Source organism: Pseudomonas sp. P179 (assembly GCF_000478485.2).
Lineage (GTDB): Bacteria > Pseudomonadota > Gammaproteobacteria > Pseudomonadales > Pseudomonadaceae > Pseudomonas > Pseudomonas aeruginosa.
The window spans coordinates 4,889,777-4,905,107 of sequence record NZ_KI517354.1; the positions used below are offsets into that span (position 1 = coordinate 4,889,777).

General features: G+C 64.4%; 18 protein-coding genes. 5 read left to right on the plus strand and 13 right to left on the minus strand.

Translation table 11 applies throughout. The annotated features are described in order from the left end of the window. Window positions 1-89 precede the first annotated feature (89 nt). From HMPREF1224_RS34750 to HMPREF1224_RS34770, 5 genes are all read right to left on the minus strand, one after another. The gene (locus HMPREF1224_RS34750) at window positions 90-791 is read right to left on the minus strand and encodes a haloacid dehalogenase type II (protein WP_003106623.1); all 702 of its coding nucleotides are present in this window, start codon (window positions 789-791) and stop codon (window positions 90-92) included. A 30-nt stretch (window positions 792-821) separates the two neighbouring features. Continuing rightward, window positions 822-2,069 (minus strand): MFS transporter, encoded by a 1,248-nt coding sequence (locus tag HMPREF1224_RS34755; protein ID WP_003085654.1) that lies wholly within the window; start codon window positions 2,067-2,069, stop codon window positions 822-824. Next, window positions 2,066-3,361 carry a 3-keto-5-aminohexanoate cleavage protein gene (locus HMPREF1224_RS34760; RefSeq protein WP_003124233.1) on the minus strand — a complete coding sequence of 432 codons (1,296 nt, stop codon included), beginning with the start codon at window positions 3,359-3,361 and terminating at the stop codon, window positions 2,066-2,068. The genes HMPREF1224_RS34755 and HMPREF1224_RS34760 overlap by 4 nt, the downstream gene beginning before the upstream one ends. A gap of 288 nt (window positions 3,362-3,649) precedes the next feature. Next, on the minus strand, window positions 3,650-4,897 hold the full coding sequence (locus HMPREF1224_RS34765; protein WP_010793868.1) for an aminotransferase class V-fold PLP-dependent enzyme: 1,248 nt from the start codon (window positions 4,895-4,897) through the stop codon (window positions 3,650-3,652). Then, on the minus strand, window positions 4,894-5,328 hold the full coding sequence (locus tag HMPREF1224_RS34770; RefSeq protein ID WP_010793869.1) for a RidA family protein: 435 nt from the start codon (window positions 5,326-5,328) through the stop codon (window positions 4,894-4,896). The genes HMPREF1224_RS34765 and HMPREF1224_RS34770 overlap by 4 nt, the downstream gene beginning before the upstream one ends. 220 nt (window positions 5,329-5,548) lie before the next feature. Here HMPREF1224_RS34770 and HMPREF1224_RS34775 point away from each other — a divergent pair, with 220 nt between their 5' ends. After that, window positions 5,549-6,502: a LysR family transcriptional regulator gene (locus tag HMPREF1224_RS34775; RefSeq protein ID WP_003085661.1), complete on the plus strand. Its 954-nt coding sequence runs from the start codon at window positions 5,549-5,551 to the stop codon at window positions 6,500-6,502. Here the strand turns inward: HMPREF1224_RS34775 and HMPREF1224_RS34780 are convergent. Next, window positions 6,475-7,359, minus strand: a complete 885-nt coding sequence (locus HMPREF1224_RS34780) for a LysR family transcriptional regulator (protein WP_003114205.1) — start codon at window positions 7,357-7,359, stop codon at window positions 6,475-6,477. The genes HMPREF1224_RS34775 and HMPREF1224_RS34780 overlap by 28 nt on opposite strands. 99 nt (window positions 7,360-7,458) lie before the next feature. Between HMPREF1224_RS34780 and HMPREF1224_RS34785 the strand changes: the two genes are divergently transcribed. After that, a complete protein-coding gene (locus tag HMPREF1224_RS34785) occupies window positions 7,459-7,884 on the plus strand; it encodes a VOC family protein (RefSeq protein ID WP_003114206.1) in 426 nt (141 codons plus the stop codon). An 18-nt stretch (window positions 7,885-7,902) separates the two neighbouring features. On the opposite strand, the gene HMPREF1224_RS34790 is transcribed toward HMPREF1224_RS34785, so the two are convergent. Continuing rightward, entirely contained in the window at window positions 7,903-8,175 is a 273-nt protein-coding gene (locus HMPREF1224_RS34790; RefSeq protein WP_003085667.1) for a hypothetical protein, read from the minus strand. Window positions 8,176-8,381: 206 nt separating this feature from the next. On the opposite strand from HMPREF1224_RS34790, the gene HMPREF1224_RS0112375 reads away from it, so the two are divergent. From HMPREF1224_RS0112375 to HMPREF1224_RS34795, 3 genes are all read left to right on the plus strand, one after another. Then, entirely contained in the window at window positions 8,382-8,624 is a 243-nt protein-coding gene (locus HMPREF1224_RS0112375; RefSeq protein ID WP_042115131.1) for a hypothetical protein, read from the plus strand. Between the two features lie 292 nt (window positions 8,625-8,916). After that, entirely contained in the window at window positions 8,917-9,282 is a 366-nt protein-coding gene (locus HMPREF1224_RS0112380; RefSeq protein ID WP_003111825.1) for a type II toxin-antitoxin system RelE/ParE family toxin, read from the plus strand. Beyond that, on the plus strand, window positions 9,275-9,598 hold the full coding sequence (locus HMPREF1224_RS34795; RefSeq protein ID WP_010793870.1) for an XRE family transcriptional regulator: 324 nt from the start codon (window positions 9,275-9,277) through the stop codon (window positions 9,596-9,598). Before HMPREF1224_RS0112380 ends, HMPREF1224_RS34795 begins: the two co-directional genes overlap by 8 nt. A 387-nt stretch (window positions 9,599-9,985) precedes the next feature. On the opposite strand, the gene HMPREF1224_RS34800 is transcribed toward HMPREF1224_RS34795, so the two are convergent. The 6 genes from HMPREF1224_RS34800 to HMPREF1224_RS34825 all read right to left on the minus strand — a co-directional run bounded on the left by HMPREF1224_RS34800 (window position 9,986) and on the right by HMPREF1224_RS34825 (window position 15,265). Further along, window positions 9,986-11,074, minus strand: coding sequence for a DUF3396 domain-containing protein (locus HMPREF1224_RS34800; RefSeq protein ID WP_010793871.1), 1,089 nt, complete (start codon window positions 11,072-11,074; stop codon window positions 9,986-9,988). Window positions 11,075-11,090: 16 nt separating this feature from the next. Continuing rightward, a complete protein-coding gene (locus tag HMPREF1224_RS34805; RefSeq protein WP_010793872.1) occupies window positions 11,091-11,792 on the minus strand; it encodes a VRR-NUC domain-containing protein in 702 nt (233 codons plus the stop codon). Further along, entirely contained in the window at window positions 11,789-12,307 is a 519-nt protein-coding gene (locus HMPREF1224_RS34810; RefSeq protein WP_010793873.1) for a PAAR domain-containing protein, read from the minus strand. The genes HMPREF1224_RS34805 and HMPREF1224_RS34810 overlap by 4 nt, the downstream gene beginning before the upstream one ends. A gap of 173 nt (window positions 12,308-12,480) precedes the next feature. After that, window positions 12,481-12,816, minus strand: coding sequence for a TM2 domain-containing protein (locus HMPREF1224_RS34815; RefSeq protein WP_003119438.1), 336 nt, complete (start codon window positions 12,814-12,816; stop codon window positions 12,481-12,483). A 242-nt stretch (window positions 12,817-13,058) separates the two neighbouring features. Continuing rightward, window positions 13,059-13,697, minus strand: a complete 639-nt coding sequence (locus tag HMPREF1224_RS34820) for a hypothetical protein (RefSeq protein WP_003119439.1) — start codon at window positions 13,695-13,697, stop codon at window positions 13,059-13,061. Between the two features lie 263 nt (window positions 13,698-13,960). After that, a complete protein-coding gene (locus tag HMPREF1224_RS34825) occupies window positions 13,961-15,265 on the minus strand; it encodes an IS1380-like element ISPa33 family transposase (RefSeq protein WP_010793081.1) in 1,305 nt (434 codons plus the stop codon). Window positions 15,266-15,331: the final 66 nt, after the last annotated feature.

A 15,331-nucleotide genomic window follows, 5' to 3' on the forward strand; every position in this document is an offset into this window, starting at 1 on the left:
ACGCGTGCCGGCGCTGCGCGCGCCTTTCCCGGCGCGCCGTGGCGCGCGGGTTGGGCGAGCGGTTCAGGGGGCAGGAAGGAGGAAGTCGGTCAGGCCGAGGCCGCCAGTTGCCGGTGCAGGTCCAGCAGGTCGCTGGCGATCAGGTCCCAGTCCTGCTCGGCGGCGAGGTCCTGGGACTGGCCGGGGCCGTATTCCAGCGGCCGGGCGATGAACGCGGTCTTCAGGCCGAGGGCGCGCGCGGCCTTGAGGTCGTAGTTGTGCGCCGCGCAGAGCATCACCTCCTGCGGCGGCAGGTCGAGCAGGCGGCAGGCGCCGAGGTAGACCTGCGGGTCGGGCTTGTAGTGGCCGAACAGGTCGGCGCACAGCAGCATGTCCCAGGGCAGCCCGGCGTGCCGCGCGACGTCGAGCATCAGCGCGGTGTTGCCGTTGCTCAGCGCGGCGAGCCAGTAGTCGGCCTTCAGCGCGTGCATCCCGGCGAGCGTGTCCGGCCACGGCCGCAGGCGGTGCCAGAAGCCAGTGATGCGTTGCAGCAGGGCCTCGTCCAGCGCCAGGCCGAACTCTCCGGCCAGGGCCTCGAGACTCTGCCGGTGCAACTGGTCGAGGTGCTGCCAGGGCGCCTGGCCGTTGCGTACCCGGTCCATCGCCGGCTTGTATTGCTGGCGCCAGCGGTCGGTCAGTTCCACGCAGGGCAGGGTCCCGCCGAGTTCGCGCTCCAACGCCTGGAACTGCTCGATCAGGCTGGAACGCCAGTCCACCAGGGTACCGAACACATCGAACAGGATCGCGCGCATCGTGCCTCCTCGGCCGTGGCCGTCATCGCTTCAGTGCTTCTGTGGCAGCGCGGTGGGCAGGCCGCGGCCGCTCCAGGCGGTGACCACAAGGGCTACCGCCGCCATCAGGCAGAGCGCCAGCCAGCCGGGGACGAAGCTGTGGCTGAAGTCCTTGAGCAGCCCCAGCGCCGGCGGCGCGAGAACGATCGCCAACTGGTTGATGGCCATCGCCAGGCCGAGGGCGAAGCCGGTCTTGCCGACCGGCGCGGTATCCGCCACATAGGCCACCCAGGGACCGTACCAGCCGAAGCCGAAGAAGCCCAGCCAGGCCACTACCAGGCCCATCCCCAACGGTGATTGCAGGGGCAGCAGGACCAGCGCCAGCAGGCCGAGGATCACCGCGCCGAGGCAGACCATCACCGGGAAGTAGCGCCCGGCGCGGCAGCGGTCGCTCCAGGCGGCCAGCAGGATGCGCCCGGCGACGCCGCTGCCCTGGGCGACGAACAGCAGGGTCGCGGCCATGCCGATGCCGATCTCCAGGGTCTCGTGCAGGTAGAGCACGGTGAACACCAGGATGCCGTACTGCACCGAGATCAGCGCCACCCCGGAACAGACGATGTTCTTCATCGCCGGGTCGGTGATCATCGCCAGCCGCGACTTCACCACCGCGCCCAGGTCGCGTTCGGCGGGGTTCGCGCCGGGCGCGGGGGCGTCCGGCGGGGTGCGGTAGAAGAGCATGAAGGCCAGCGCGCCGAGGAACGCTACCAGGCCGCCGGCGAGGAATGCGCTGCGCCAGCCGTAGATCCCCGCCAGGTACGGCAGCAGCGCGGCGGACAGCGCGCCGCCCAGCGGCAGCCCGGCCTGGCGGATGCCCATGGCGAAGCCCAGCTGGGTCTTGGCGAACCAGCGTGACACCGACTTGCTGCCGCCCGGCTGCGCCGTGCTGTAGCCGGCGCCGACGACCACCAGGAACAGCAGGATGGTCAGGTAGTCGGTGGCCCACAGCGAGGCGCAGAGGGCCAGCGCGACGATCAGCGTGCCGAGGCCGACCACCAGCCGCTCGGAGTAGCGGTCGAGCAGCTCGCCGGCCACCAGCAGGCCGACGATCGGCACCAGCTGCGCCGCCGACACCAGCAGGCCGATCTGTAGCGACGAGAGTTGCAGGTCGTTCTGGATGAACACGGCGATCGCGCCGATGCCCTGGACGAAGAAGCAGGCGCAGGCCTGGGCGAAGGTGGCGATCAGCAGGATGACCCAGCGGTAGCGCTGGGTTGGGTTCGCGGCGAGGGCGGCGGTCACTGGACGAACTCCCGTGCGAGGGTGAAGTTGGCTTCGCCGAGCGGATGCAGGCGCTGCAGCGACAGGTATTCGCCGAGGGTGCGTTCCATGCCCATGCGCTGGAAGATCCGTTCGCCGTCGAGCTCGGCCTCGGCGCCGTTGGCGCGCAGTTCGTCGAGAGCCTGGCGCAGCAACTGGCAGTTGTCGCTGAGCGTCACCTGGCCGTCATCGTCCACCGCGTAGGGCGTGTCCTCCATGCCGACCCGCAGCACGTCGACCTGGCTGTCCGCCTGCGCGGCATAGGCGGCCAGCCGGCGCACCGCGCAGAGCGGGGTGCCGGCGCGAGGGCCGACGTCGAGCGGCCGGAAGTGCTGCGCGGCATGCTGCGGCATCACCGCCGCGCCGACCGTGATGCTGACCTTGCGCTTGCGCACGCCGGGTTCGCCGATGTCGTACTCCAGGCTCTTGGCGCTCTCGATCACCGCGCGGAACTGCTGGTAGGTCTCCGGGAACGGCAGGCGTGGCGAGAAGCCGAACAGCAGGATCACGTTCAACTGGCCGGAACCGCCCAGGCGCAGGCGCGGGTGCTCCACGGCGAAACGGGTCATGGCGTAGCTGCGCACATGCTGCACCCACTCCACCTCGTGGAACAGGCCGAGCTTCTGGCGCGCCTGGATGGCGTTGCGGTAGACCTGGAACTGGGTCATCGGCGAGGTCACCCCGTAGTCGGCGCCCTTGCTGGTGGAGTGGGTCTGCAACTCGGCCTTTTCCAGCGCCGTCGACGGCTGGTAGTCGCGCAGGTCGGCGAGGAAGGCCGGGCTGGAGGCATAGTCGAGGTCGAGCTTGCGCCTTTGCTTCTCCAGCTCGCAGATCACCTGCAATTCGATGGCCGCCTGGATCGTCACGAAGTGCGCACCGCCCAGGTGCAGCGGGATGGCGCAGTGGCTGACCCGCTCCCACTCGCCGAAGCGGCGGATGTTCTCCTGCACCTCGCTGCCGTTGCGGCTGGCGCCGAAGCTCAACATCAGGTCGGGGAAGCGGTTCTGCAGGGCGCGGCTGACCGCCTGGTAGATGTCGTTGTCGGTGGTCTGTTCCTGGGTCAGCGGGTTGCGCGCGTGATAGTGGTAGTAGCGGCAACCCATCTCGTAGAGTTGGCGCGCTTCGTCCAGCAGTTCGCCAGGGGCGGTGCGGATGGTGGCGCCGGTGCAGATGCTGTCGAGCAGGCGGTCGCCGGTGGCGGCGTGGTTGCGCGGGGTGAACTTGGCGCCGGTGGAGGCGCATCCGAGAATCAGGGTTTTCCGGGATCCGGTCATGGTCGTCTTTCCTCCATTCATCATTCCATTGAGGGCGGAGCGGTCCGCGGCGGACCGAAAGGCTGCCCAGGGCGTCGAAAGTCGTCGGTGTCTCAGGCAGGTGAAAGATGTCGCTGGCGGGATCGTTATGCGTTGTTCTACGAGAGGGATTTAAACCGCATGGCGGCGGCCGTGCGCGGCGCATTCGGCAACGCTCGTTGCCGCCGGCACAAAGACCTTGCGCAAATCGCCCGGCGTTGCGCCAACCGCCGGCACGGCGGCGCAACGTTGCCATTCGCGCAAGGTCGCTCAACTGGCGGCGCGCTGTCGCAGGCAATCCTCCAGGGCCTCGCCGAGGCGCTCGATCTCGCCGTCGTCGGTCAGGTAGTGCGGAGTCAGGCGCAGTACCCCCGGCAGCGCCTGCTCGCGCAGCGCCCAGCGGGCATACTGCGGGCCGATGTAGGAGGCGTTCACGCCGCGCGCGTGGAGGCGCTTCAGCCATTGCTCGCCGCTCAGTTCGGGGGCTGCGTAGGTCATCAACGCGCTGGCGTGCGGCCCTTGCTCCAGTGGCGTCCAGCCGAGCCGGCGGTAGAGCTGCTGGGCGATGCGTTCGCGCAACTGGCGGTTACGCCGGGCGATGCGCCGGACGTCGGTCTGCAACAGGTAGTCGCAACTGGCCTTGAGCGCCAGGCGCAGCCCCGGGTTGAACTCCGAGCATTCGAAGCGCCGCGCGTCATCCCGTGCCTGCAGGGCGAAGGCGTCGCTCCATTGCGCGCCGCCGACGTCCAGCCCGTCGGGCAGGGCCAGGCGCTCCAGGGCACGTTCGCCGAGATAGAGCACGCCGAGTCCCTTCGGCCCGCGCAGCCACTTGCGCGGCGGGAACACCAGCACGTCGCAGCCGATCGCCTCCACCGCCAGCGGCAACTGGCCGACCGCATGGCTGGCATCGAGGAACAACAGCCCGTCATGGGCGCGGATGCGCTCGGCCACGCCCTCCAGCGCGGTAGCCGCGCCATGCCCGGTGGGCACCGCGCTGAGCGACAGCAGCGGCGTCTGGCCGGGGGCGAGGTCGTGCAACTGCTCGTCGAGCCGTTGCAACAGCTGTGCGGCGTCGCCGCGCGCGTCGATCAGGCGCAGCTCCAGCCCGCGCTGCTGGCGCGCGGCGAGCAGGCACAGGCTGTTGGAACCGTATTCGTCGAAGCTGCTGATCGCCCGTATCCGTGGATGGGCGGCCAGGGCCGCGGCAAAGGCCACCGACCATGCGCGGCTGGCGCAGTCGAGCAGGGCGATGTGCCGTGGCTGGGTGCCGAGCACTCGCGCGACGCTGTCGCGGACCGCCAGCAAGGGCTCGGCGAAATGCTCGGCGGCGCGCTGCACGCCCCAGCGCCGCTCGGCTTCCAGCCAGCTGTCGAGGGCGTCGTAGAGCACCTGCGGCGGCAGGCTGGCGGAGCCATGGGCGAAGTGCGCGTAGCTGCCCCAGGCCGGGGTCTCGCGGCGCAGGCGCAGCAGTTCGTCGGCACCGAAGGCGTCGGGGGCGGCGGGGAAGAGCGCGCTCATGGCCGCACCGCCGCGATCAGTTCCACCTCCACCGCGGCGCCGCGCGGCAGCTCGGCCACGCCGACGGCGGCGCGGGCGTGGCTGCCGCGCGCGCCGAGCACCTCGTCGAAATATTCGCTGGCGGCATCGATCACCGCCGGCTGCTGGACGAAACCCGCCGCGCTGGCGACGTAGCCGGTCACCTTGAGCAGCCGCTCGACCCGTTGCAGGCCGCCCAGCGCCTCCTCCAGCGCCTGCAGGCAGCGCGCCGCGCAGAGCCGGGCGGCCTGGCGGGCCTGTTCCAGGTCGAGTTCGCTGCCGACCTTGCCGGTCCAGCGCAGCTCGCCGTGCTGGCGCGGCAACTGGCCGCTGACGTAGGCGATGCCGGCGTGGAGCACCACCGGCTGGTAGGCGCCGCCGGCGACGATGGCCGGAGCGGGGGATGTCTGCATGGTCCTGTCCTCGTGGCGGACCCGCCCGGCCACGATGCTCGGGCGGGTCGATGGCTGGAAAAGCGCGACCTCACTACTGTGGGCCGGTTTTCCCGGTCTGTTTTGCGGGAGTCGACGAGCTGCTTGCCAAATCGGCAAAACAAACCGAACTTTAGCCTTGCAACGGGCACCGCCGCGCGAAGTAGACTGAAAACGCCCGACCGTTGAGGAACGCGCAACGATGATCGACCTGGTGATGCTCAAGGACTTCCTCGTCCTCTGTCGGATCAAGAGCTTCAGCCGTGCGGCGCAGGAGTGCCATGTCTCCGTGTCCGGGCTCAGCCGGCGTATCCAGACCCTGGAACAGTGGCTCGGCGCGCCGGTCTTCGAGCGCCACAAGCACGCCCTCGAACTGACCGAGGCCGGCCGCCAGTTGCAAGGCGTGGCGCAGGACGCGGTGCGCGCCCTGGACAACCTGCGCCAGTCGATCCGCGAGCGCGACGAAGACGCCCAGCGGCGCATTCGTTTCTGCGCCCCGCACATCCTCTCCTCGGTGTTCTTCCCGCACTGGATTCCGCGCCTGCAGGCGGACTTCCGCAGCGCCAAGTTCAGCGTCGACTGCGATTACCTGCCGCAATGCCTGTCGCGCCTGCGCGACGGCTCGGTAGACTACGTGGTGGCGTTGCTCGACGAAGGCGAGGCGGTGTCGCGCCGCCTGGGCATCGACAGCGAAGCCGAGTTCCAGCGCCTGGAGCTTGGCCACGAACAACTGGTGGCGGTCTGCGCGCCGGACGCCGCCGGCCAGCCGCTGTTCAACCTCGACCGCCTGCAGACCGAAGCGCTATCGTTCCTCGGCTACTCCGAGGAATGCCACCTGGGCTGGGCCCTGGAACCGCTGCTGCGCGACAGCGGCCTGTTCCTCCAGCGCCATCACAGTTCCAGCCAGACCGAGGGGCTGCGCTTCTTCGCCCAGTCGCGCCTGGGCGTCGCCTGGCTGCCGCATACCCTGGTCCGCGAGGACCTCGCCAGCCGTCGCCTGGTGCGCGCCGGCGGCCAGCGCTTCGACGTGCCGTTGCGCTACACCCTGATCCGTCGCCGCCTGCCGCTACCCGGCGAGGCCGAACGCCTGTGGACCTTCCTCGGCGAGCTGGCGCGCCCGGCGCCGCGCTACGCGGTGGTCGGCGCGGCCTCCTGAGCCGCCGTCTCGGCCAGCAGGGCGCGGCGGAATTCACCGACCAGGTCGTCCTGCGCCGAACCGCTGCGGCTGACCATCACCAGCTCGCGCTGGAATTCCAGCGCGCCCAGTTCGATCACCCGTACCCGCGCCGGCTCGCGTAGCCACAGCCCGGCCCGGGGCAGCAGCGCCACGCCGAGACCGTTCTCCACCATCCGCGCGATCGCGTCGATCTCATCCAGCTCCATCACCTGGCGTGGCCTGAGCTGTTGCGCCTCGAGGAAATCGCCCACCAGGCGACCGCCGAAGGACACATGGTCGTAGCGGATGAACGGTTGCGTGCGCAGCAATTCCAGCGCATCCGTCGCAGTGCATTGCGGCGGCGCGATCAGCACGAACGGCTGGCGCTCGACCCGTTGCGCGGAGAGCCCGCGCGGCAGGTTGAACGGCGGGCGGATGAGGATCGCCAGGTCCAGTTCGGCGGCGTCCACCTGGTCCAGCAGGTGCAGCGAGACGCCCGGCACCACCTGCGGCTCGATGTGCGGCGCCTGTTCGGCGAGGCGCTTGAGCACCTCCGGCAGCAGCCCGGTCTGCGCCGTGTTCACTGCACCGATGCGCAGGCGTCCGCGCGGGCTGTCGCCCTGGCCGATGCCGTCGAACAGCGCGAGGATCTGCTCGGCCGTACGCACCGCCTGCCTCCCGGCCTTGTTCAGGTGTGCCGCGCGCGGCGTGCGCTTGAACAACTCGACGCCGACGCTGCGTTCCAGCGCGCGGATCTGCGCGCTCACCGCCGACTGCGTCAGCCCCACCTGTTCCCCCGCCGCGGCGAAGGAGCCCCGGCGCGCCACGGCGACCAGGGTGCGGAGTTCGCGGATCATCCAAGCCTCGAAAAAAGTGTTGCTCAGGCGAAATATTATGCGCTTTCCATCGAAATCGGCACGGCAAATAATCCCGGCACAACCACAAGGAACCGCGCCATGAGCCTGATGCCCTTCCACCTCGCCATCCCTGTCCACGACCTGCCCGCCGCCCGGCGCTTTTACGGCGAGGTCTTCGGCCTGAGCGAAGGCCGCTCCGCCGAGCACTGGGTCGACTTCGACTTTTTCGGCCACCAGTTGGTCATCCACCAGCACCCGCAGACCGACTCCCAGCGCCACGCCGGCAGCAACCCGGTGGACGGCCACGACGTGCCGGTGCCGCACTTCGGCGTGGTCCTCGCCTGGGACGACTGGCACGCCCTGGCCGAACGCCTGCAGCAGCGCGGCACCCGCTTCGTGATCGAGCCCTACATCCGCTTCAAGGGCCAGGTCGGCGAGCAGGCCACGCTGTTTCTCTTCGACCCCTGCGGCAACGCGCTGGAGTTCAAGAGCTTCCGCGACATGGGCCAGTTGTTCGCCAAGTGAGATTGCCGGCGCTCCACCTTACTGTGCGCAGTCCGTGCAGAACTCCAGCGCCGCGCAGCTGGACTGCTCGTCCGGTAGGCTCGATGTCGCGCACTCTTTCTTGCGCACCACGCTGCCCAGCGGCGCCAGCTTGAACCGCTCCGGCGGCGGGCTGGCCGGCTTTGCGCTTGTCGTCCCGTCGAGGTCGGGCTTGAAGGCGTGTTCAAGGTCGCCCAGGCGTTCGTCCAGGGTGGCGGAGGAGGCGAGGGCGGGCGTCAGGGCCAGGATGAGCAGGAGAACGCGGTAGGGCATAGGGTTTCCGGTGTGGGTGGCGATGCGCTGGAGCCGAGCACGGCATCCCCGCATGACGAGGAATCGAAGCGGCCATTCAAGGCGATTGCGTGTTGGCGATGGGATGCGCTCGCCCTCTGTTTGGCATTTTGTGAAGCGCTTCGCACCTTGCCCGAGCGGCACCTTGTCCGGGCAAAACCGTCACCGCACAGTCCCCTTCCACCTTCATCCCCCTGCGACGCACCTCGCAATGCAACCAGCATCCCGGCTGCGCCACCCTCTACCTGGACTGCAGTGCAGCCAGCGAAGATCTGTTCGACACCGCCCGCACCCGTCTGGAGTCGGCGATCGGAACGCTGAGCGTCCTCGACCTGCTCGACGAAACCGAAGAACCCGGTGAAAGCACCTGCCGCATCACCGGCTCCTTGCTGTCGCTGTTCGAGGCGGAATACGCACGCAGACACCGATAACCGACGGAGGCGGTGCCCCCGGCCCGTTCTCGTTAATGGTCATAAATAGCCAAGGCTGGGCAGGACTGGGGCTGGATCGGAGGGGACGGGCCAAGCTCTGTGCTATGCCGGCCTGTATGGGCGAGTAATTTCGACACTTTTTCGACACACGGAATGAGGCTGCCTCGCTGGTCCTGGTTCGTCCGTCTGGCGCCGGATCGTCTTCAGGACTCCGTGCGTTCTGTCCGTTGTCGGGAAGCGGTCTCTTTAAGTAGGATTCCTTTGATGGAATATTCCCTGGGGGTTATATTTTGTGGCGTGGGATATCGAGTACACCGACGAGTTCGGTGATTGGTGGGGTTCTCTGTCCGAGGATGAGCAGGAGTCGCTAGCTGTGACGGTTCGCTTGCTTGAGGAGCGGGGGCCATCCTTGGGGCACCCCCACAGCAGCGGCATCAATGGCTCCCGCCATGGCCATATGAGAGAGCTACGGACTCAACACGGCGGGCGACCTTTCCGAACGCTTTACGCGTTTGACCCCAGACGCTCCGCGATACTGCTGATCGGTGGCGACAAGACTGGCGATGATCGTTGGTACGAATTGAACGTGCCCATTGCCGACCGCCTCTATGACGAACACTTGCACCAGCTCCGTGAGGAGGGACTGATCGATGGTTAAGAAATTCTCCGACCTTCGGGCGCAAATGTCGCCTGAGGCACAGGCCCGCGTCGAGTCCAAGGCCCAGGAACTGTTGGCTGAAATGCCCCTGAATGAGTTGCGCCAGGCTAGAGGCTTGTCGCAGAAGATGCTGTCTGAAGTGCTGCAGGTGCAGCAGCCGGCAATTGCCAAAATGGAGCGGCGTACGGATATGTACATCTCCACCTTGCGCAGCCACATCGAAGCCATGGGTGGCCAGCTGGAAGTGATCGCACGCTTCCCGGATGGCGCGGTGAAAATCAGCAACTTCGCGGATATCGAAGAGGCGGGCGCCTAAGGCTATTCGTTACGACAGTTCTTCGACTTCAAAGCCTTAGAGCTGTTTCCAATTTAAAGGTATTTTAGATATCACCGATAAGAAGTAAATGACGCCAATGGAGATGGTCTTATGGGTTTGAAGAAGTTTTAGTAAGGTGTAAGGAAGACAGATTTTGAGTTTGAGTTTGAGTTTGAGTTTGGGTTTCGAGTCGCGAATCTATTAAAGGGGGATGGTTGTTGAATAATAAGTAATAGATACTGTTTGGGTGATATTGAAGGCACGATTAGATAGGTTGAATTCTTGCTTATAAGCACTCTTGTGAGGGGCGGATATTTTTTCTGTCAGGCTCGCCTCATAGGGAGTTTAGCCTTGACGAGCACTTTTGATCCCAGAAAACGTAAGCCCCTACAGGCGCTCCGGCAGCGTATTCGTCGCGTCCAGGCAAGGCTCAGCGCTGAGCAGTTTGTCGCGCCACCGGGGAATCTCGCTGTCTTCCACATCCAGCCGTTTCAGCCATTGATCGGCCGCCCAGCCCACCAGCCGCAATTCGCCGTCGTGGGAGCCGCCGTGTAGCGAGCCGATGGTTTCATAGCGAATGCCTTTGAGCGCGTGGTTCAGCAGCACATACGGAGCGGGCCTGGAGTCTTCCGCATCACCCGCGATATAGGGATAGGCACCGGCCTGGATTACCACGCCATCGCCGTAGCGGTAGAAGGCAAAGTGGCTGGAGGGCAGTTGCGCACGCAGGACATCGAGCCCGCCGGCCAGCGCCAGGCGCTCGTTGTTCAGGAGGGTTAGCCAACTGACAGTTTTGATTCTTGTAGGTTTGAACTCGGGAGTATTGGCCAACAGACAAGCCGTCCCTACATCCAAACCCGGCATACGCGCCGCCATAAAGGCTTCGGAGGGCTCGTCATTGTCCCAACTGGTCGGCGAGAGATTGTAGGCATGCCCCGCATACCCCTGCTCAGGCTCTAGTCGACGTGCGAAGTCGATAAATAGCTGTAGGAAATCCAATGGCTGCTGCTCTTGATATAGCAGAGGTACGGAGAACTCCAGAACACTAAGATCATGCCCCATTTTGGCTTGCCAGCTCCGCTTGCCGTAAATATCAAACAGCCAGGCGCCTGCATCGCGGGATTTCTTGCCGCTGGTGTAGCAGAAGCTGAGATGATCGTCTTCATCCATTGCCCCCATCATCTCGCGCAGTGGTTGGGTGTCACGGTATGCGGTCAGTGGCTTTCCTTGTGCAGGCTCTTCACGCCAGAGCCGGGTGAGGTGGGGCTCTGCCAGGCGCTTGAACTCATCGAAGCATTGGCATAATGACTCTCGTACCAGAGGGGTATGGGCCTCTTTGAAGTAGAGAGTGCCGCGTAGGCAAAGCACTGCACCGATATAGTCTTCGGGGCCGCCCTTCATCAACAGGTTGCCGGCTATTTCCAGCAGATGGGGTTGCTTGGCTAACTCTGCGGCCAGATCGAATGGCTGTTCCATGGGCTTTTCCTCTTGATCAATAGGCGGGAATCATCGGGCGAGGGGAACGGCCTCGGGTCAAGACGAACATCACCCCACCTGCGATGGCGGCGGCCCACCCTACTTGCTCTACTGGCACCTTGGATCGTTGATTTTCCTGGCCACAGTCGCAGTCGGAGGGCTTCATTTCAACAATCTTGTTCTTGTTGCCGGCAATCGCTGCATAATCCTCAAGTTGTTCCCTATTATGTGGGTCAGGCGGAAACTTCATCTCCACCACCTGTTTGATATTGTCCTGGGTTGGCGGCCTGTTGGGATTCTGAACGATGATCACGTCGGGCCTGCGAATCATTCCTTTCCCTGGCTTGAACGGCGGATGCTCCGGATCTTCATCCCAATACTTGCTGATCCATCCCGATATCCAGCCATGTGGACTGTTACCGGTCTGGCTATCGAGAATCGGCTGCGGTGGGTTCTTGGTCATGTCGTAGCTGACCTCGGGCTTGTAGGGGCTGCGTCCCTGGAGAACTTCGTCCAACTCTCCCAGCCGCTGTGCCACGCACGCCTGCTTGAGGCTTTTGCCATCCTGGCTGAGGTTAGGCGTGCTGCTGCAATGGCAGACCGCCGAGCACAGCACCTTCTTGTCCTGCGGATCGAGCCTGGGTTCCAGGGTGCCGACGGGGTTGGTCCTGCCTTCGGGGCTCATGCCTCCCCGGGACAGGCTGGGCTGGTCGCTCATGCGTCGCACCTCTGCACCAGGTCGATGTAGAGGATCTCCGCGGTGGGGCGCTCGATCCAGGAGGTCATGCCGTCGGCATCCGTGGTGTCGAACGCATTCCAGCCGCCACTCGACCAGACCCTGACCCGGCGTCCGGCGACGGGCTTGCCCGTTTCGTGGTCGATGAGCTGGAAGCGCCCGGAACAGGGCACGCCGTTGCGGTTAGGGGGAAGGGCGGGAGCGCGCGGGGCGGGCGTGAAGACGTCGCCGATGAGTACCGTCCCCGAGCCGCCGATCACCACATTGCCGTGCGCCCCGATACTACCCAGCGTCACCGCCGGCAGGCCGTTGATGAGTACCGTCGACGAAACGGCTGAGATCATCGGGCTTCCGCAGGCTGAGGCGTCGCCTTGCCGTGCTGCCGGCAGGCCGTCGAAAACGACGTCGGGAGAGCCCTGGACGATGGGGTTGCTGCCATGCCCTGGCACTGGGCAGGTCGTTGGATCGGTGACGCGGGCGGCGGGTTTTCCACTCATGTGCGGGTCCTTGCATCAGTGAGATGTGCTGGCCGCTCTGGCGGCCAATTCGGGATTGAGCGAGTCGGCACCTATCGCCAGCGGAAGAAACGCAGAAGGGGACTTCTCCTTGTCCCACCTCCCGGCATCGGTTTCTTCTCCGGCCCGCCGAGGACCGTAGCGAGGTGCGCCGGTCAGTCTTGAGGGTGCGACACGGAAGCGCCGGCTACCTGCAGCGCTGCAACTTCCAGCCGGGCGTCGCGGCGGGTCTGTTCCGTATGGCCCTGGATGATGCCGGGAATCAGGAAGGCATCGACGATCCACCAGATGCCGGTAATGATCAGGGGGAACAGGGTGAAACAACCGATCAGTGTGATGATCAGTTGGGTAACCGCCGTGCCGGTTTTCCCCAGGTAGAAGCGGTGTGCGCCGAAACCGCCCAGGAAGAACCACAGAAGATAGGCGGTGCCGGTGGATTTCTGGGCGTTGGAAACTTTCTGCTCCACGAGCATTTCAGACTGTAGTGACATGAGTTTTCCCACTGATCCATGCGGAAGATATGGTGGGAATTGAAACGTTGCCAACGGTGTTTTTTCAAGCATCCAGTCTGAGGATATTTTTGATTTGTAGTTTTATTGCGGAACTCTGGAAGAGTCGGCCAGGAGTCGGAACTCCTGGACTTCGTGGAAGTTCTTGAAAGCAACTGGCGAGTGGCTGGGGTTTATTGGCGAAAGGCGTCCGGCCGGGCGCCTTTCGCTTTTGTCCGTTAACTTCATAGTGGCGTGGTTTCGAACTTTATCTTTTGATAGTTCTCGAAAATGAACCTGTCTTCCGGCGACAGGGCCGTTTCGTCGAAGGGCAGGATCGCGCCGTCATGCATGACCTTGTAGTCGCGAGAGGTGATTTTCGTCTCCGCCGTGGTGAATGTACTCATGAAGCGCTTATGGGCATCCCCCTGGAACTCCTTCCTGTGCTGGAGGAAGTAGGCGAAGTCCATGTGCCCGACCATGAAGACGATGCTCCAGTCCTTCCTGGCGGCCATGTCCCATTTCCACATGGCGGAGAGTTTCCGCCGAATGGCCTGGTCGGACTCCCTCAGGGCCTTCTTGAGACAGTCGAAGGCGTAGGTACTGTCTATGTCGAATTCGCAGATGGTCAGGTAGTTCACGAACTTTTCGCCGAAGACACAACTGGAGCCGAGGGTGAAAATCTCGTATCCAGGGTAATACCTGCGAAAGAAATCAAGTTCCGTCAGGAACCAGTCTTCCAGTGCGGGTCGGCTGCTCTTCCCGTAGACGTTCTTGACGATGTCTGGCGTATATTCGAACCCTTCGCTGGTGCAGGTCAGAACGTTCTTCTCATCTTTGGCGATGACTATCCTGTTTTTTGCTCCTTTCGGTTCCTTTTTCATTTTTCTTGTCCTTCGAGCGTCTGTGGAGGCCGGTTTATCGTGTTTTGGAATCTCTGTTTTAGGTTTCGCTTTCCAGGGATATAAGACGCCTGCTTACCCTAGCCCGGATTTCTCATGAGGCCGGCAGGCGTGGCCGGTGAAGCCTCGGTGTATCAACAACCTGCCTTCCACCGCTAAAAATTGATCGTTTTTTATTCAATTCCCGCGTATGGGGCGCACTGCCCCCTTTCCCCCATTGAGCCGGGCCGGGGGCGCCCGCCTGTTCAGGTCGGCTTGAGGCGGGCAACCAGCCCCGCAAAGAGTTCCTGATGCGGATAGGCCTCGCTGATCAGCACGCGGATGCGCCGGCTGTTGCGAATGATCACCGCACCGATCTTGAGCAGTTTCAAGCGCAGGTTATGGATGCTCATGCGCGCCAATGCGGTGCCCTGGAGATGATCGCGTAGCCGTTCGAACAGCACATAGGCAAAGGCCGACAGCATCAGCCGCCACTGGTTGGTCCACCAGCGTGGGCTGGAGGTGCGGTCGGCGAACAGATCCAACTGTTGGTCCTTGATCCGATTCTCCATGTCGCCACGGCCGCAGTAGTCTTCGTAGTACTGCTGGGCAGCATCCTCGGCAAAGCGGGACACGACGATGAAGCGTGGATTGGCACCCTGCTCGCCATGTTCCAGGCGCGACACGACCAGGCGGCGCCTACGCCAACTACCGGCCTGATAGAGGAAGCGATACACGCCGGACATCTTCTGCCCGGTTTCTTGGTAGGCCTCGGCGACAGCTTGCATGGCCGGCGCCGCCATCCGCTGCAGGCGGGTGTTGCGGGCCAGACCCACCACATAATCCACCTGCTTGCGGTCACACCAGTCGAGCATGCGATGTCGGCAAAAACCGCCGTCACCGCGGAACACGATGCGGGTCTCTGGCCAGAAGCGGCGAATGAACTTGACCAGCAGTGCCAGGATGGCCCAACTGTGTCGGGCGCCATCGATGTTGCTCGGGCGCAAATAGCTCACCAGCAGATGGCGACCACAGAACACATAGAGCGGCAGGAAGCAGTAATGGTCGTAATAGCCATGGAAGAAGCGCCCTTCCTGATCACCATGCACCGGCACATCGGTCGCATCGAAGTCGAGCACGATCTCAGCCGGCGCCTGGTCATGCTGGGCGATGAAGTGCTCCCACAGCAGGCGATGGGCTTGCACCACCGTTTCGCGATCGGCTTGCTGTTCCAGGCGCCCCAGAGTGGATTTGCCGGCCAGCGGTTGCAGGCGGTTGACCGCAGTCTGCAGCGCGTAGTCATGGCGCAGGCCGTCATGATCGTTGAGATCCTCGTAGCCGGCGGCCAGTGCATAGATACGCTGGGCGAGCAGTGTCTGCAGTCCATGCTGGACACGCCCAGGATCACGCCGATCGGGAACGATTTTGGCCAGGCGGCGGGTCAAGCCATGTTGCCGGTCGACCTCGCGCAGCAGCAACAAGCCCGCATCCGAGGTGATGTGACCACCGGTGAAAGAGGCCTCGACGAGGCGGCGAGAGAGGGGTGAAAAGTGGAGTTTTTCTGGTAGCATTTTGTGCGCGGCTGAAGACTTATGGGGCTTTGTTTGGCGACAAGAATCATAAGGCTTTCAGCCGTT

Excerpts from the sequence above, each read along its gene's own strand:
- HMPREF1224_RS34750 (WP_003106623.1), bottom strand. The coding sequence starts at position 791 with ATGCGCGCGATCCTGTTCGATGTGTTCGGTACCCTGGTGGACTGGCGT.
- HMPREF1224_RS34760 (WP_003124233.1), bottom strand. The coding sequence starts at position 3,361 with ATGACCGGATCCCGGAAAACCCTGATTCTCGGATGCGCCTCCACCGGC.
- HMPREF1224_RS34765 (WP_010793868.1), bottom strand. The coding sequence starts at position 4,897 with ATGAGCGCGCTCTTCCCCGCCGCCCCCGACGCCTTCGGTGCCGACGAA.
- HMPREF1224_RS34770 (WP_010793869.1), bottom strand. The coding sequence starts at position 5,328 with ATGCAGACATCCCCCGCTCCGGCCATCGTCGCCGGCGGCGCCTACCAG.
- HMPREF1224_RS34775 (WP_003085661.1), top strand. The coding sequence starts at position 5,549 with ATGATCGACCTGGTGATGCTCAAGGACTTCCTCGTCCTCTGTCGGATC.
- HMPREF1224_RS34780 (WP_003114205.1), bottom strand. The coding sequence starts at position 7,359 with ATGATCCGCGAACTCCGCACCCTGGTCGCCGTGGCGCGCCGGGGCTCC.
- HMPREF1224_RS34785 (WP_003114206.1), top strand. The coding sequence starts at position 7,459 with ATGAGCCTGATGCCCTTCCACCTCGCCATCCCTGTCCACGACCTGCCC.
- HMPREF1224_RS34790 (WP_003085667.1), bottom strand. The coding sequence starts at position 8,175 with ATGCCCTACCGCGTTCTCCTGCTCATCCTGGCCCTGACGCCCGCCCTC.
- HMPREF1224_RS34795 (WP_010793870.1), top strand. The coding sequence starts at position 9,275 with ATGGTTAAGAAATTCTCCGACCTTCGGGCGCAAATGTCGCCTGAGGCA.
- HMPREF1224_RS34800 (WP_010793871.1), bottom strand. The coding sequence starts at position 11,074 with ATGGAACAGCCATTCGATCTGGCCGCAGAGTTAGCCAAGCAACCCCAT.
- HMPREF1224_RS34805 (WP_010793872.1), bottom strand. The coding sequence starts at position 11,792 with ATGAGCGACCAGCCCAGCCTGTCCCGGGGAGGCATGAGCCCCGAAGGC.
- HMPREF1224_RS34810 (WP_010793873.1), bottom strand. The coding sequence starts at position 12,307 with ATGAGTGGAAAACCCGCCGCCCGCGTCACCGATCCAACGACCTGCCCA.
- HMPREF1224_RS34815 (WP_003119438.1), bottom strand. The coding sequence starts at position 12,816 with ATGTCACTACAGTCTGAAATGCTCGTGGAGCAGAAAGTTTCCAACGCC.
- HMPREF1224_RS34820 (WP_003119439.1), bottom strand. The coding sequence starts at position 13,697 with ATGAAAAAGGAACCGAAAGGAGCAAAAAACAGGATAGTCATCGCCAAA.
- HMPREF1224_RS34825 (WP_010793081.1), bottom strand. The coding sequence starts at position 15,265 with ATGCTACCAGAAAAACTCCACTTTTCACCCCTCTCTCGCCGCCTCGTC.